The organism is Vibrio sp. 1751, from assembly GCF_033339895.1.
GTDB classification, from domain to species: Bacteria; Pseudomonadota; Gammaproteobacteria; order Enterobacterales; family Vibrionaceae; genus Vibrio; species Vibrio alginolyticus.
On the sequence record NZ_JAWOVM010000032.1, the window covers coordinates 1 to 16225 of the forward strand.

Consider the following 16225-nt stretch of genomic DNA (forward strand, 5'->3'; position numbering starts at 1 on the left):
GGTGCTGAATAACTTCTGGTAATGACATAACTTACATCCTCGCTGTTGCTGTAATGTGGCGTACTCGCCTATCCCATAAGTGGATACTTAAAATTCTCGAAACCGTCAGATGCGCTGATGGTACAACCGTTGATACAGTTGGCTTTCTCGCTGACCAGAAACGCCACCACATCAGCAATCTCTTCTGGTTGTGTGAAGTTTTGACGCATCTGTTCTTTGCGGATGTGGTCCCACAGGCCAATCTCTTCGTATTGCCTTAACATCGGAGTATCAACGCGTCCCGGAGCGACAGCGCAAACACGAATACCCAATGGTGCGAGTTCTAATGCGGCGCATTTGGTCATCATATCGACTGCGGCTTTACTGACGTTGTAGGTAAAGGTCATCTCAGACGCCATTCGTGCGTAAACAGAAGAAGTATTGAGGATCACGCCCGGCGTGCCTTGCGCTTGGAATTGTCGCCCAGCGGCGAGAATTCCGTAGTAGACACCATTTTGGTTGACCTTTGAGATCGGCTCAAAATCAGCAATTGGGTCGTGGTCAAGCAGAGGTTTCGGTGCACCGATGCCCGCGTTGTTGACCATGATGTCAAGTGAGCCAAATAGTTCGACCGCGTACTTCACCATGGCTTCGACTTGTTGGTAATCGGTGACGTCCGCAACAAAGGTTTCCAACTGCTTAGGGCCAAAACTTGCGTACATTTGCAGTGATTGCTCTGAAATATCGACAGCAAGCACTTTGGCTCCTTGCTCTCTTAGCTTTGCAATAATAGCTTGCCCAATTCCACCCGCAGCGCCAGTCACGATGGCCGTTTTATTGATAAGTTCCATACACCTTCTCATTCATGCGTTTTTGTTATCAAAATGTAACCTAGATCAACTCACTGACACTCACTTGACCTTTTGCGAAGTAAATTTGATACATTGCGATTTACAACCTGTTAACATTTAAAAATCGAGACATGTATATCGTACGAAGTGGCGCTGCCGATAAATTTGATAGCTTGGTTTCCGAACTGGGGCAGAATCCGGTTGAGATTATGGCTGCCGTCGGGCTATCTGCGGCGCAGTTTCGCAATCCCGATACGTATCTCGCCTACCCTAGGCTGGCTGAATTGCTGGAGGAAGCGGCTGCTCGTTGTCAGCAACCGTTGTTTGGTGCGTTACTCGCTGAGCGTCAAAACCTACAAAGCTTGGGGGACTTACCAATGCTGGTTTCTCGCGCGGAAACGGTTGGTGATGCCTTGGCGCGGGTGAATGATTTTCTCTATCTACATTCGTCAGGGGTAACTCTCAACATGACGCCACAAGATGATTGGGTACGGTTGTCGCTCAATATTGATGTGCACAGCGAACGAGGTATCGCGCAGTTGATGCAGCTCAGTGTGTCGCATCTGGCGATGTTTGTTGCGAGCTTACTTGATATTGAAGCAAGTCACTTCGCGCTACATTTGACTCAACACGCAACATTGGAAGTAGAAAAAAGCAAGTTTGCCCAGCAGAACAAACTGCGTTTCGGTGATAAGTTTGACGGTATCCTACTTAAAGCGACTCTGCTTAACGCTAAGAACCACCAAGATGAAGACGCACTAGAGCGCCATTTTCAACAGCACCTCAAAGAGCTGCAAACCCGTTACCCCAACAATCTCAGTGACCAAGCAGCAAACATGATTGGCCGTCTGCTCTCAACCGGAGAATGCAGCGTTGAGCGCGTTGCAAGAGCATTGGATCTGCATCCGAGAATGCTGCAAAACAAGCTGAAACAACAGGGCACAAATTATCGGCAGCTTTTACAACAAGTGCGTCAGGATTTCGCCGAACAGCGATTGCATGAGAATATTCAGAGTATTACCGATATCGCGTTGCAACTGGGCTATGCAGAAACTGCGGTCTTCAGCCGCCACTTTCGTCGCTGGACGGGAAAATCGCCAAGGCAATGGCGACAAGAAAAAACTCAGTTACAAACGTTTAAGCCCATCAGATAAAAGCATAAATAACCTATCGCTCAAACTAAAAAGTGTGAGGTGGGAGGGTTGGTATCGAGAATTTCAGCAATCACAGATAACCCGTGTTTGATGTAGCCTCGGTTTGTTTCTGCTCCCAAACTGATTCGCACGTAAGGCATTGGCTGATTAGTATCGAGAACAAACGGTTTGTATCCCGTGATCTGCACCCCTGAACGCTTAGCCGAAGCAACCAGGTCATCGCTATTCCACTGCTCGGGTAGTCTCAACCAAATATGCTGTCCATTCGGGTGCGAGCTATAAACATGCCCTTCTAAAGCGGCTTTTGCTATTCGCTGTCGCTTAGCAAACTCATTGACTTGAAAGCGAATAAGTCGATTTAACGTACCGTTTTCGATCCACAAATGAGCGACTTCAAATGGTAATGGAGTCGCAGACCAACTCGTAGCCGCTAAACGACCAATCGCGTGCTGCAGAAAATGACGTGGGACCGTCAGATAGCCAGTGCGCATGCCTGGCGCTACAACTTTGGTTAAACTGGTGACATAGAAAGCTTGTTCGGGTAACAATGTGGCAAGGAGTGGGACACGGTTAGGTTCTAGTGCTCCATACACGTCATCTTCAATGACATAGATGTCGTATTGCTGCGCAATATTCGCTATCGCCTCTCGGCGTGCAACATCCATATGCGCACTAGTCGGGTTAGCCATGCTCGGTGTGCAACACAATACCTTGATTGGTTTGTGTTTACATGCCCATTCAAATGCATCCGGCGTTATACCAAACTCATCCATTTCAAGTGGTTGCAACTTAAATCCAAGCATTCTCGAGCGAGAGATCAAGCCATGATCAACCAAGTGACCACAAGCAACTAAATCACCGTGTTCAACAACTGTGCTTAAAGCCAACGTTAAACCATGGCATGCACCATTTGTGAGTAATATTTGATCGGCACCCACATCCAGCCCTTGGCTACTTAGAAATCGTACTCCTGACTCAATATGATGAGGCTGACCTGTTACCGGCTTTGCTTTACTGATCAAACCACGATTGTTTGTTTGCCCAGCAATCTCCATTAACGCCTGATTAAAAAGCGTAATGTGGCGATCGGTCACCACTGGATGTGCAATAGACATATCAATTTCATCCGGCGTTTCTTTCATCTCTTGTGTCAGCATGAACTCCGTGTCCGTACTTTCATCCACAAAACCTGATTTGACAAAAGTACCATTCCCAACCCAAGACTCGATCGCCCCTTTTTTCTCTGCATAACCATATGCATGGCTCACCGTTTGTACGCTGACGCCAATTTGCTCTGCAAACTCACGATGTGTGGGTAATCGAGTTCCCGGTTTTAGATAACCACTGCGGACACATTCGACAAGATAGTTACCAATGGAGATGTATTTAGCGGTGCCTGGCCGAATGATCGGGTTCAAAGAAATTGTCATGACACAATATTTTAATTGATTCATTTTTAATGCTCATTGTAACTTCCATTTAACAAATGGCGAACTTTAACTCACAAAACGAGGTGAAATGCACAAAAATAAACCACAATTGTAATGATTGACATGAAATGTATGGGTTAAACAAACATGTTAAACAGCATCGTTCAATCCAAATACAACCCCAGAGGTAAATTGCAATCATTTTTAACGCAGATCTGGCTAGCTGGTAGAAGGTAGAAATACCTCAGCGTCTCCGAAGGCCCATAAGGCGTCGGATTTCTAACAAGGAGAAAATATGAGAGGCGTTGCTTTGCATTTTACACTGGATGAGTTCCAGGATCGGTTAACGAAAGTTCGGCAATCGATGGAAGAAATAGAATTGGATGTCCTTATCATTCATGACCCTTCTAACATGGCGTGGCTGACAGGCTATGATGGGTGGTCTTTTTACGTGCCACAATGTGTCGTTGTTGGTCCATCTGATGAGCCAGTTTGGTTTGGACGCTGCCAAGATGCCAACGGAGCATACAGGACTGCGTATATGTCGGCAGAAAACATCACCTACTATCCAGACCATTATGTAATGAATCCGCCGCTACACCCGATGGATTTCCTGGTCGAAGCCGTACTGGCTCCGCGCCTTTGGGATCGTGGTCGCATCGGTGTAGAAAAAGATAACTATTACTTTAGCGCCACCGCTTACGAATCACTCACTACGCACCTACCGAATGCTCAACTTCTCGATGCAACTGGACTAGTCAACTGGTGCCGCGCCGTTAAATCCGATCAAGAACTGGCATACATGTACCGTGCCGCTCGCATTGTTGAAAATATGCACCGCGTCGCGTTCGACATGATTGAACCAGGATTACCGAAACACCACCTTGTTGCCGAGATTAACCGCCAAGCCGTGCTCGGGCATGAAGACCACTTTGGCGATTACACCGCGATTGTGCCGCTTTTGCCATCAGGTTCTGATGCTTCCGCACCTCACCTGACTTGGGATGACAGACCCTTCAAGAAAGGCGAAGGGACGTTTTTTGAAATCGCTGGGGCGCACCGCCGTTACCACTGCCCACTCTCACGCACTATTTTTCTTGGCGAGCCTGACGACAAGTTCAAACGAGCCGACGAAGCCCTGACTCTAGGACTTGAAGCGGGCTTGAAAGTGGCAAAGCCCGGAAATACCTGCGCCGACATCGCCAATGCACTAAACCAGGTTCTCGATAAAGCGGGATTCTCACGCGAAGGTGCCCGTTGTGGCTACCCAATAGGTTTGAGCTACCCACCAGATTGGGGGGAACGAACCATGAGTTTGCGAGACACCGATAAAACCATCTTGAGAGAAGGCATGACATTCCATTTTATGCCGGGGCTGTGGTTCAAAGATTGGGGGTTAGAAACAACGGAAAGTATCGTCATTACCCATGATGGAGCAAAAACGCTGTGTGACTTTCCACGCCACTTATTTGTTAAACACTAATTTTTCAAACCTCAGGCTCTGTTGAGCTAGGTCTGAGAACTAAAAGGACTTGATATGCAAAAAAGCTCGATCACAGCCACCATAGACTTTGACCGAGAAGGTGTACAGCACGGCTTTTTAACGCTGCCCTATTCACATGACGACTCCGCCTGGGGCAGTATTATGATACCTATCACCGTGATCAAAAATGGTCACGGACCAACCGCACTGCTTACTGGCGGTAATCACGGAGACGAATACGAAGGCATCACCAGCCTGCTAAAATTGACGAACTCGCTTCAGGCAGATCAAATCCAAGGTCGTGTCATTATTGTACCCATGATGAACTTACCTGCGGTACAAAATGCCTCACGTACGTCGTTTATCGATAAAGGGAATTTAAATCGCAGCTTTCCCGGCAACCCCATAGGCACAGTGACCGAGAAAATTGCGGATTATTTTACTCGTTACCTAGTTCCTAAGTGCGATTTTGCGTTAGACATTCACTCAGGTGGTAAAACGTTAGATATCGTGCCGTTCGCCGCTGCCCATCGTCTCGACAATCTCGATCAAGAAGAAGCCTGCATATTAGGTGCAAAACTGTTTGGCGCACCTTACACCATGATCTTGCTCGAAATGGACGCCACCAGCCTGTATGACACTGCCGTGGAGTCTCAGGGAAAAATCTTTGTTACCACCGAACTAAGAGGAGGCGGAACCAGCACTCCAGAAACCATCGCTTATTCCGACCGTGGCATTCGCAACTTCTTGCGCTTCTCAGGCAACTTGCCCGGTGACTACGAACAACCAACCCAACCAACTAAATTATTAGATATGCCTGATGCAAGTTGTTATGTGCAAAGCCAACACCACGGCATCACAGAATACTTATTTGATCTTGGCGATACCGTCAAAAAGGGCGATGTATTAGTGAGAATCTTCTCGACCGAGCGCACAGGTACCGCCCCCGTTGAGTACAAGTCACAGCGCAATGGTATTTTCGCGGCACGTCGTTTTCCTGCTATGGTGAATATCGGTGACACTATCGCAGTTATAGCCGAAGACTGCGGCGAGATAGGCTGATTGAAAAACCAACTAAAGAAATCAAAACAAATGGCATACCAGAAGCAAACTGGAAAGCAACTTATAACAGCGACCAGTCATCAGCCTTTCATGAAATGATTAGTATTCTACAGGGAGACTCATTATGCGCCTCGATCGCTACGACGTAAAAATTCTACAAATACTTCATGATAATGGTCGTATCACCAAATCTCACCTTGCCGAGGCCATCAACCTATCCGTGAGCCCTTGTTGGGAGCGTGTCAAAAAACTGGAAGAAGCAGGCATCATTGAAGGCTACGGAGCAAAAGTAAATACCGATATTTTGTTCAAACGAACGTCAGTTATGGTTGAAGTTACGCTCAAAGAACACAACGCCCAAGCGTTCAAACGCTTCGAGCAACTGGTACAACATTCACCAGAAGTCACTGATTGCTATGCCACGGGCGGTGGTGTCGATTACATCCTTAAAATTCAGTCAGAAGATATCGACCAATATCAGCGGCTTATCGACAACTGGTTAGACTCAGATGTGGGCATTGAGCGCTACTTTACTTACATTGTGACAAAAACAATCAAACGTGATGCGGGCACATTCGAAGTAAACCAAAACGCTTTGTTATAAAGGGAAAATGCGCATCAGACGTGAACAGAAAAAACACCATATTTAACGGCACTAAAAAGAAAGTTCTGACGTTTTAAACCTCGGTATCAGAAATTATTTCGGTCACTTCTCCATTACAGTTTCATTATGGACAACGATGCTGGGAGAAGGACTCATGACAGCACTGCACAGCTTACATGCAGAGGAATTAAAAGCCTCGCACGACATGATGGCGATAATGAAAGACGTACGTTTGGTGAGAGGTTTAGCGTACGTAAATGGCAAATGGGTAAGTGGTGACCAATTTCATCCGGTGGATAATCCAGCAGATGGCACGGTCATCGGTTACATCACTAAGCTATCTCAGCAACAACTCTATCAAGCGATTGATGAAGCCGACCAAGCCTTTCGTCAATGGCGAAAAATGCAAGCAGAAGAGCGCGCTGAAATTCTCATGCGTTGGCACGACCTGATTCTAGAATCAAAGCAAGATCTTGCCCATTTGATGGTGATGGAGCAAGGAAAAACACTAGGTGATGCTGTAGGTGAGATTGACTACGGCGCATCCTTTGTTCGTTGGTTTGCCGAAGAAGCACGCCGCTGTTATGGCGAAACCATCCCAAGTCATATTCCGAATGCGCAGCTATCAACGGTGCGCGAGCCAATTGGTGTCGCAGCACTGATTACGCCTTGGAACTTTCCTAATGCCATGATCACACGCAAAGCCGCTGCCGCACTAGCAATAGGCTGTCCGGTGATCATTAAGCCCGCCAGTGAAACGCCTTTTTCTGCGTTAGCGTTGGCAGAGTTAGCAGACCGAGCTAGCTTTCCACCTGGTGTATTTAACGTGATCACTGGCGATGCGGTGATGGTGTCACAAACCTTGTGTCACTCCGATAAAGTCAAAGCGCTCTCGTTCACAGGCTCAACTCGAGTAGGCAAACTATTGCTACGCGACGCGGCACAAACCGTGAAGAAGTGCAGTATGGAGCTCGGTGGTAACGCCCCTTTCATCGTGCTGCCAGGTATGGATGTCGAGCAAGCAGCCAAAGCCGCCGTGGATGCGAAGTTTCAAACCGCAGGACAAGACTGCTTGGCCGCAAACCGTATTTTCGTCCCTGACGATAAGTACGAAGCGTTTTTGGAAGCGTTTGCCAAAGAAATGAGCCACATCGTTTTGGGCAATGGCTTAGACGAAAAAACCACCATGGGACCGCTTATTAATCGCACTGCGGTGGATAAAGCGCATGATTTGGTGCGTGACGCGCTCGACAAAGGCGCGCGATTGGTAGCGGGATACCACCAGCCCGTACCAGGCGAAAATTTCTTCGCGCCGACATTGCTAGCCGATGTAACCCCTGAAATGGCGGTGTATCGCGAAGAGAATTTTTGTCCTGTGGCAGGCGTATTGCCTTACCAAGACTTAGATACCGTGATTGAAATGAGCAACGACACTGAGTACGGCTTAGCTGCCTATGTTTATGGTCACGATATTCACCAAATTTGGCACTGCATGCGCGGTTTGGAGTTTGGCATGGTGAGCGTGAACTCCGTCAAAATGACAGGCCACCCTATCCCATTCGGCGGCGTGAAACAGTCTGGTCTTGGACGAGAAGGAAGCCGTCACGGATTTGAAGAATACAGTGAAATCAAATACTGCTGCTTAGGCGCTTTACCAACCGTCAGTGGCAGTTGAGGCACGAAATATGGATATCCAATTATTCGAGGAGAAGGATCATGAGTAACAAAACCCAACAACTTTTAGAGATCGATCGTCAGAGAGTATTTCATGCCTCAACCCACCTGAAGCAGTATGCGGCCGGGGAGCTTTCGGGAAGAATTATCTCGAGCGGAAGCGGAATACGCATCACCGATTCAGAAGGCATCGAGCTGATAGACGGCTTTGCCGGGTTGTATTGTGTAAACATTGGCTATGGCAGGACCGAAATGGCCGATGCGATTTATGAGCAAGCCAAAGAACTGGCGTACTACCACACTTACGTCGGTCATACGAACGAAGCGCTCGTGACACTGTCAGATCGCATCATCAAAATGGCGCCTGAAGGCATGAGCAAAGTTTACTACGGCATGTCAGGCAGCGACGCGAACGAAACTCAACTTAAGTTGGTGTGGTATTACAACAATGCTCGTGGTCTACCAGAGAAGAAAAAAATCATTTCGCGTGACCGCGGCTACCATGGTTCAAGTATCGCGTCCGGTTCAATGACAGGTTTGCCGCTGTTCCACGCCCATTTTGATTTACCACTTGAGCGCATCAAACACACCATCGCGCCATATTATTATCGCCGTGAAGACGAAAGTATGTCTGAGCTCGAATTCTCTCAATATTGCGCAGATCAACTCGAAGCGATGATCTTGGAAGAAGGCCCAGAAACGGTAGCAGCAATGATTGCAGAACCAGTGCTCGGTACTGGCGGTATTGTGCCACCACCAGCAGGGTACTGGCAGGCGATTCGCAAAGTGCTCGACAAATACGATGTACTCTTGATTGCGGATGAAGTGGTGTGTGGCTTTGGTCGCCTCGGCTCCGATTTTGGCTCACTCCACTACGACATGAAACCAGATCTCATCACGGTAGCGAAAGGGTTAACCTCAGCGTATCAACCGCTGTCTGGCGTGATCGTCGGTGAACGAGTTTGGAGTGTGCTAGAAAACGGCACCGACCAATGGGGCGCTATCGGACACGGTTATACCTACTCTGGTCACCCAATGGGAGCGGCAGCCGCGAACTGCAACCTCGATATCATTGAACGTGAAGGCCTGGTGCAAAACGCAGCCGAAGTCGGCGCTTACTTGCAGCAACGTATGGCGGAGACGTTTAACGATCATCCATTAGTCGGTGATACTCGTGGCGTTGGCTTGTTGCATGCGTTGGAGTTTTCTTCAGACAAACTACGCCGAGCACACTTTGATCCAAACTTGAAAGTAGGTCCGCAAATCGCGGCAGCCTGTTTAGAGCAAGGCTTAATCGCTCGCGCTATGCCACATGGTGACATCCTCGGTTTTGCTCCACCGCTTATCGCGAATCGCAACGATATAGACACCATTGTCGACAAAGCGCATCAAGCGGTAAACAAAGTGATGGATAACCTCGTCACATCTAAACAGTGGCAGCCATAACCCACCTAGATTTCAGTAATGCTCGCGGGCTTTGGAGAAGGCCCGCTTTGCACTTTCCATTAAAGAGATAACAAGCCAACCAAACATTTTAGACCCATAGAAAGCACTATTATTTACTACAAGTGGCAATAGTGGGTAAAATGCCCAAAATTGCGCACTAACTGGATAAAACATGGCAAAACTTACCCTTCAAGAACAAATGCTGAAAGCTGGCTTAGTTAATGAAAAGAAACTAAAGAAAGCGAAGAAAGGCTCTAAAAAATCACGCGTTCAAGCACGCGAAGTAAAAGCGGCGGTTGAAGAGAATAAACGCCAACAGTTAGAGCGTGATAAACAATTGAGCGAGCAGCAAAATGCTGAGCGATTAAACAAAGAGATCAAAGCGCAGATCAATCAATTGATTGAGATGAACAAGATCGACTTAAAAGATGGCGACATCAAATACAACTTCACTCACGGTACGCTAGTGAAATCTCTTTATGTAGATTCACTTATCCGCGAGCAGTTGATTAAAGGTATTTTGGCAATCGCAATTGTTGGTGAAAGCTATGTTGTCATTCCACGTGGAGTAGCGAATAAAATTGCTCAACGTGATGAGTCCGTCATCATCGAACAAAAAGAATCTGAATCGGACATTCCAGCAGAAGACGACCCATACGCAGATTTCGTCGTGCCTGACGATTTGATGTGGTAACAATAAATAATCGATGCATCAACGAAAAGAGCCGCTGATGTAACATCAGCGGCTCTTTTTATAGAAAAATAATCTACAGAGATGATGTGTTGTTATTGCTTACTTAGTAGCAAATTCGCCCCTGATGCGGCTAAAAACAACGAACATCCGCGATTGAAACGTTTCGCCATTTTGGGATTTGAAAACCAGTGTCTCAAGTACAAACCAAAGATGGCATAGATTGAAATGGCGACCATTTCTAATATCAAAAACGTCGAGCCAAGGGCAAAAAACTGCTCTTGAACGTTGGCATTGGCATCAACAAATTGCGGCAAGAATGCAGTAAAAATAAGTATCGCTTTCGGGTTGCCAGCAGCAAGCGTAAATTCTTGCTTCGCAAGTCCTGCGTAATTGCGCGAATTGTCCAAGTCAGAGATCGGACTGGACTCTGAACGCCAAAGGTTGAACGCAATCCACAGTAGATACAGCGCCCCTACTAACTTTATTGCCAAAAATAGCATTTCTGACGTATACAAAATCACAGCCAGACCTGATGCAGACAACGCAATCATCGCTGAAAAAGCAGCAATTCTGCCTAAACTGGCCGTAAACGCGGCCCTAAAGCCGTAACAACGCGCATTATTCATTGCCAATAAATTGTTTGGGCCTGGAGCCATATTTAGAGCGAAGCAAGCAGGAATAAAAAGGAGAAGCTGCCAAATATCCATAATAAAATGGTCTTAGTGAGTGATTTTGATCGGTACCCTAACATCTGTTAATAAAGTGAGTAAACCACAAACCGATCTTAAAGCAACTCAGCATCAAATCGTGCCGTGCGAGCTTGAACTAACGTGCAGTTCGTTTCAGCCATCAGCTCCGCTAAGGTGATGTTTGGGTTTTGTCTCACCAAACGTATCAACTTCACGTCCAAAGGTTCCAATTTGTCTTGGTGAGCAAGTAGAGCTTGTTCGATTTTGTTGATCGCAAATCGCATCGTCTCTGCTTCTTCGTTTTTGAGAAGCTCTAAAAACGCTTTTACATCCAAAGCCTCGCCTGAGATTTGCCAGTGACGAGATCGTCTAATTCGCTTAAGATCGCACTGTTTTTCTGCTGCGAGTGTTTTCGCTCGCTTGGCATGGTCGCCCCCAATACGGTGAATCAAGGATGGGAGCGAAATCGTAATCTTCGTTTCTTTCATGGCCTTTTCTTTCATCGCCTTAGCCCTCAACCACCGACACATTCTCGCCAACCCAAGCCAACAACTGTTTTGCCGCTTTGGATAACACCTGATTTTGACGCACGATGTAGCCGAAATCAGTGTTTGGAAAACTTGGCAAAGGCGTAACTTCTCGGGAAAGCTTTAATCTCGGATCGAGCGAGAAATCCGGCACAATAGCAGTCCCAAACCCCGCTTCCGCCCAGTCGATTTGTGCTTCCACACTGCCCACTTCCATCACGCGATGCTTAGGCAGATTTAGTTCAGGTAAAGACGCATCAATCAGCTCTCGGGTTCGAGTATCGTGCCCTAGCAGGATCAGCGTCTGGCTCTCTTTTCGATTGTCTTGCCACTCAAAAATGTTATCGCCAAACGCACACCAGTGAATTTGCGTGAGAGGCGTAAAATGCAGCGGTTGACTCTCTTTTTGTGCGATAACAAAGCCGATATCGGCACGCGCACTTTTCACCAAATCCACCGCTTGAGAAGATGTGGTATTGAACAATGCCAAGTCGATCCCCGGATATTCACTTTTGAATTGCTGAAATGGTTTGATAAGCAGTAAACGTGAAACAATATCGCTCGCCGCAATAGAAAGCGTCCCCTGCGTAAGATCGTTGATGGCATTGAGATCCGACTGACAAATTTGCAGCTCATTAAGCATCCGCTGCGCCGTAGCTAACAAACGCTTCCCCGCTTGCGTCAACTGCACGGGATTTCGCTCAATCAATTTCGTGCGCGTGGCTTGCTCCAACTGCTTGATATGCAAACTTACGTTCGGCTGCGTCATGTGCAGTTCCGTCGCTGTTTTACCAAAGTGTTTTACCTCTGCAAGAGTTACGAAGGTTCGCAGCCAGTTCAAATCTAACATTGCCAATTCCGATATGAGATTCTTATCAAGTTAATGAGTATAATTAATTTCTCTTATTATGGCGAACACCTTAAGATTTTTGCATCTGTTTTTGGAGATTAAATTATGTCGTCTATCGTTGTTGTGGGTGCAAACTGGGGTGATGAAGGCAAAGGCCGCATCGTTGACTTTTTGGCAGAGCAAGCTTCTGCGAGCATTCGTTTCCAAGGTGGTAACAACGCGGGTCACACCGTGGTTAACGATCTAGGTACGTTCAAGCTGCACCAGCTTCCAAGTGGCGTATTCAACCCTGACTGTTTGGCAGTGTTAGGTCCGGGTATGGTTATCAGCCCTGCGTTGCTGTCTCAGGAGATTGCGGAAGTTGAAGAAGCAGGCGTAAAAGTGAATATGTGCATCTCTGATCGCGCAACACTGTGTCTACCTCTACATGCACTAGAAGATACGCTAGAAGAACAACGTTTAGGCGACAAAGCATACGGCTCAACTCGTCAAGGTATTGCACCTGCTTACGGTGACCGCGTAATGAAGAAAGGCATCCTAGTTGGTTGGTTGAAGCAACCAGAAGTATTGGTTGAACGCCTTCAATTCATGATGGATTGGAAACTGCCGCAACTGCGTGCACTTTACCCGACGTTCGAGTTTGAACAAACCGCTGAAGAACTGGCGAACTGGCTGCTAGAAGTCTCTGCACCTTGGCGCGATTCAATTTGCAACGTAACGCTTCCTCTAAAAGAACTACAAGCGAAAGACAAAACACTATTGTTCGAAGCACAGCTTGGCGCAGGTCGTGACCTTGTTTACGGTGAGTACCCTTGGACAACATCTTCTAACGTTGTATCAATGTACGCGGGTATCGGCAGTGGTCTTCCGGCACTTCGCCCTGAGCGCGTTATTGCGGTTGCAAAAGCATTCAGCTCATCAGTAGGTACTGGTACGTTGATCACTGCAATGGAAGAGCAAGATGCTTTCCGCGAACTTGCAGGCGAGTTCGGTGCAACTACAGGTCGTCCACGCGATATGGGCTACTTCGACGCAGTCGCTACTAAGAATGGTGTTGAACTGCAAGCAGCAACTGAAATTGCGCTAACTAAAGTAGACTGTTTGACTGGCCTTAACGATCTGAAAATCTGTGTTGGCTACGAAGGCGACCACAACGAAAACCCAATCTGGCCTCAAACTGCCTCTCTTGCACCAATCTACGAGAAGATGGAAAGCTGGAGCGAGGACATCACTGGTTGTCGTAAGTTTGAAGAGCTTCCAGTAGCAGCACAGAAATACGTTCTACGCATTGAGGAACTCATGGGCGTACCAGTAAAAATGGTGTCTGTGGGTCCTGGTCGTGAACAAATGATTATGCGATAAGATGTGAATTAACACATCATTGGCAAGCGGCTTTTATCTGTTCCGGGGTAAAGCCGCTTTTTTTACACTGTAAACTTTGAAAAATTGCACGGTTAAATTCATGTTTAGTAACCTCATCACGAGACTCCTACCTCCTTTATTTATAAATCAATAAATTATAGGGCTTAACACGTTGTGCACGTTACTAGCACATCTCACTTGTTAAAGAAGCACGTCAATTAGGTTAACTGGTTGATTTGATATTCTTTAAGTGATTAGTTGATCACGATCTTCATCTGCAATTTGTTGAACTAGTACTCAAAAAATCTAACCCGCTGTTTTTAGGATAGATGAGTTCCCCAACATCCAACCTAACAGCAGGTGATTCCCATGACGAAAAACATTTTCCGCCTCAGTACGATAACCCTTGGTTTGTGCCTTAGTTCTTTGTCTTTCGCGCAATCCGATCTTCCGAACATTAAAATTCTTGCCACTGGCGGCACCATTGCAGGCGCAGGTCAATCTGCAACCGAGTCAAACTACACAGCAGGTAAAGTCGGCGTTGAATCATTGATTTCTGCGGTGCCGAGTATGACCAAGATTGCCGATATTTCTGGAGAGCAAGTGGTCAGTATCGGTTCACAAGATATGAATGATGAAGTGTGGCTAAAATTATCGAAAAGAGTTAATGAGCTACTCGCTCAAGATGATGTTGACGGCATCGTCATTACTCATGGTACGGATACGTTAGAGGAAACCGCTTACTTCCTTGATCTGACCGTCAAGAGCACAAAGCCTGTCGTGATCGTCGGTGCAATGCGTCCTTCCACCGCAATGAGTGCTGATGGACCAGTCAACTTATACAATGCAGTCGTAACAGCCACCGATGAAGATTCAGAAGGACGTGGCGTGCTAGTCGCAATGAATGACACGATTTTCGATGCGCGAGATGTGACAAAAACCAATACAACCTCCGTCAGCACTTTCCAGTCACCCAACTTTGGTGCTATCGGCTACATTCATAATAGCGATGCCAAATATCAACGAAGCCCAGAACGTAAACATACGACAGAAACCCCATTCGATGTATCAAAGCTTACTAAGTTGCCTAAGGTCGGTATTGTTTATAACTATGCAAATGCCTCCAATTTGCCAGTGAAAGCCTTTGTGGATGCGAAGTTTGACGGCATCGTAAGTGCTGGTGTCGGTAATGGTAACTTGTACCACACTGTGTTTGATGAGCTAGTGAAAGCGAGTAAAGATGGCGTTGTTGTTGTAAGAAGCTCCCGAACGCCTAGCGGCTCAACCACTTTGGATGCTGAAATTGATGACGAAAAATACGGCTTTGTTGCCGCTGGTACATTGAACCCACAAAAAGCACGTATCTTACTGATGCTGTCACTGACTCAGACCAAAAACTATCAAGACATCCAAAAGATGTTCCAATACTATTAATTCTGTCTAAGGTTCATTCGATAGAGGAGGTATACATCTTACCTCCTCTTACACATAGCGACATGAGCGTCTCTTGTTAGCCAAACAAGCGACGCTTCATTCCTGCTTTTTCCAGAATACGCGTAGTAATTTCCTCAACAGACAGAGAGGACGTATTGATATATGGGATCGCCTCTCTTCTAAACAACGCCTCAACAGTGTCTAGCTCCAGCTTGCACTGCTCTGTGCTAGCGTAATCACTTCCAGACAAACGATTTTCACGGATTTCAGTCAAGCGCTCGGGATCGATAGTCAGCCCAAACAACTTATGACGATGGATCTCAAATTCAGGCAACAAACGCATCATCTTCACATCTTCCGCAATGAACGGATAGTTCACAACACGTAAACCAAATTGCATCGCCATGTACAAGCTAGTCGGCGTTTTTCCGCTGCGCGATACTCCCAGCAGGATAATATCGGCTTGTTCCAACCCTTTTAGCGTGATGCCATCATCATGCGCCAATGTGTATTCAATAGCCGCAATACGGTCAAAATAGGTGTCGGAATCTTTCCCCACGCTGCGAGAACGCTGCAACTTAGGCTTTGGTGCCATCTGAATGTCGTCTTGCACTTTCTGCACAATACTCTCCAAAACATCGTAACTGTATGCCGGCGCTTCAAGCAGCATTTCACGTACTTCTGGAACGACAATTGAGAAAAAGACCAGAGGTTTGACGCCATTGCGCTGGTAGGAAGTTTCAATTTCTTTGACTACGTCAGTAGCTTTGTCCTGGCTTTCTACAAACGGAAAGGTTTTTTCGTTAGGAATGAACGGAAATTGACCGAGAACAACATGCCCTAATGTCTCACATGTTATCGCCGTACCGTCAGAAACATAGAACACATCACGACTTTGGTTATTTATTTGCATTTCTGTTTAATTTTTCAAAATCTTTTGAGTAGGATGGTACACATAATATTAATAAATCAGTTTGGCTTTCAGT

At 46.6% G+C, this 16225-nt stretch carries 15 protein-coding genes; 9 read left to right on the top strand and 6 right to left on the bottom strand.

Translation table 11 applies throughout. The features are described from left to right. Nucleotides 1-68: 68 nt before the first annotated feature. The gene (locus R7041_RS12130) at nt 69-830 is read right to left on the bottom strand and encodes an SDR family NAD(P)-dependent oxidoreductase (RefSeq protein ID WP_104980454.1); all 762 of its coding nucleotides are present in this window, start codon (nt 828-830) and stop codon (nt 69-71) included. A gap of 131 nt (nt 831-961) precedes the next feature. Between R7041_RS12130 and R7041_RS12135 the strand changes: the two genes are divergently transcribed. Further along, nucleotides 962-1984, top strand: coding sequence for a helix-turn-helix domain-containing protein (locus R7041_RS12135; RefSeq protein WP_053307197.1), 1023 nt, complete (start codon nt 962-964; stop codon nt 1982-1984). Between the two features lie 20 nt (nt 1985-2004). On the opposite strand, the gene R7041_RS12140 is transcribed toward R7041_RS12135, so the two are convergent. Then, nucleotides 2005-3438, bottom strand: coding sequence for a PLP-dependent aminotransferase family protein (locus R7041_RS12140; RefSeq protein ID WP_158159468.1), 1434 nt, complete (start codon nt 3436-3438; stop codon nt 2005-2007). Between the two features lie 271 nt (nt 3439-3709). Here R7041_RS12140 and doeA point away from each other — a divergent pair, with 271 nt between their 5' ends. From doeA to R7041_RS12170, 6 genes are all read left to right on the top strand, one after another. Further along, complete coding sequence (gene doeA / locus R7041_RS12145) at nt 3710-4897, top strand: ectoine hydrolase DoeA (RefSeq protein ID WP_206949428.1); 1188 nt, start codon at nt 3710-3712, stop codon at nt 4895-4897. Nucleotides 4898-4951: 54 nt separating this feature from the next. Then, nucleotides 4952-5959: a N(2)-acetyl-L-2,4-diaminobutanoate deacetylase DoeB gene (gene doeB / locus R7041_RS12150; protein WP_005373782.1), complete on the top strand. Its 1008-nt coding sequence runs from the start codon at nt 4952-4954 to the stop codon at nt 5957-5959. Between the two features lie 124 nt (nt 5960-6083). Further along, nucleotides 6084-6563: an Lrp/AsnC family transcriptional regulator gene (locus tag R7041_RS12155; RefSeq protein ID WP_005373784.1), complete on the top strand. Its 480-nt coding sequence runs from the start codon at nt 6084-6086 to the stop codon at nt 6561-6563. 154 nt (nt 6564-6717) lie between these two features. Then, the gene (locus R7041_RS12160; RefSeq protein ID WP_206949431.1) at nt 6718-8238 is read left to right on the top strand and encodes an NAD-dependent succinate-semialdehyde dehydrogenase; all 1521 of its coding nucleotides are present in this window, start codon (nt 6718-6720) and stop codon (nt 8236-8238) included. A 41-nt stretch (nt 8239-8279) separates the two neighbouring features. Next, the gene (locus R7041_RS12165) at nt 8280-9683 is read left to right on the top strand and encodes an aspartate aminotransferase family protein (RefSeq protein ID WP_005373789.1); all 1404 of its coding nucleotides are present in this window, start codon (nt 8280-8282) and stop codon (nt 9681-9683) included. A 172-nt stretch (nt 9684-9855) separates the two neighbouring features. Beyond that, complete coding sequence (locus tag R7041_RS12170; RefSeq protein WP_186585493.1) at nt 9856-10377, top strand: DUF2058 domain-containing protein; 522 nt, start codon at nt 9856-9858, stop codon at nt 10375-10377. Between the two features lie 92 nt (nt 10378-10469). Here the strand turns inward: R7041_RS12170 and R7041_RS12175 are convergent, their stop codons facing one another. The 3 genes from R7041_RS12175 to R7041_RS12185 form a co-directional block, all read right to left on the bottom strand. Continuing rightward, complete coding sequence (locus R7041_RS12175) at nt 10470-11084, bottom strand: LysE family translocator (RefSeq protein WP_017633575.1); 615 nt, start codon at nt 11082-11084, stop codon at nt 10470-10472. 77 nt (nt 11085-11161) lie between these two features. Beyond that, nucleotides 11162-11554 carry a ribosome recycling factor family protein gene (locus tag R7041_RS12180; protein WP_054577722.1) on the bottom strand — a complete coding sequence of 131 codons (393 nt, stop codon included), beginning with the start codon at nt 11552-11554 and terminating at the stop codon, nt 11162-11164. Nucleotides 11555-11573: 19 nt separating this feature from the next. Continuing rightward, the gene (locus tag R7041_RS12185) at nt 11574-12443 is read right to left on the bottom strand and encodes a LysR family transcriptional regulator (RefSeq protein ID WP_005373812.1); all 870 of its coding nucleotides are present in this window, start codon (nt 12441-12443) and stop codon (nt 11574-11576) included. Between the two features lie 105 nt (nt 12444-12548). Between R7041_RS12185 and R7041_RS12190 the strand changes: the two genes are divergently transcribed. Both R7041_RS12190 and ansB read left to right on the top strand, forming a co-directional pair. Further along, nucleotides 12549-13805: an adenylosuccinate synthase gene (locus R7041_RS12190; protein WP_017819812.1), complete on the top strand. Its 1257-nt coding sequence runs from the start codon at nt 12549-12551 to the stop codon at nt 13803-13805. A gap of 369 nt (nt 13806-14174) precedes the next feature. Beyond that, a complete protein-coding gene (gene ansB / locus R7041_RS12195) occupies nt 14175-15239 on the top strand; it encodes an L-asparaginase 2 (RefSeq protein WP_206949432.1) in 1065 nt (354 codons plus the stop codon). A 76-nt stretch (nt 15240-15315) separates the two neighbouring features. Here ansB and R7041_RS12200 read toward each other — a convergent pair whose 3' ends face one another. After that, nucleotides 15316-16152: a pyruvate, water dikinase regulatory protein gene (locus R7041_RS12200; RefSeq protein ID WP_005373820.1), complete on the bottom strand. Its 837-nt coding sequence runs from the start codon at nt 16150-16152 to the stop codon at nt 15316-15318. Nucleotides 16153-16225 lie beyond the last annotated feature (73 nt).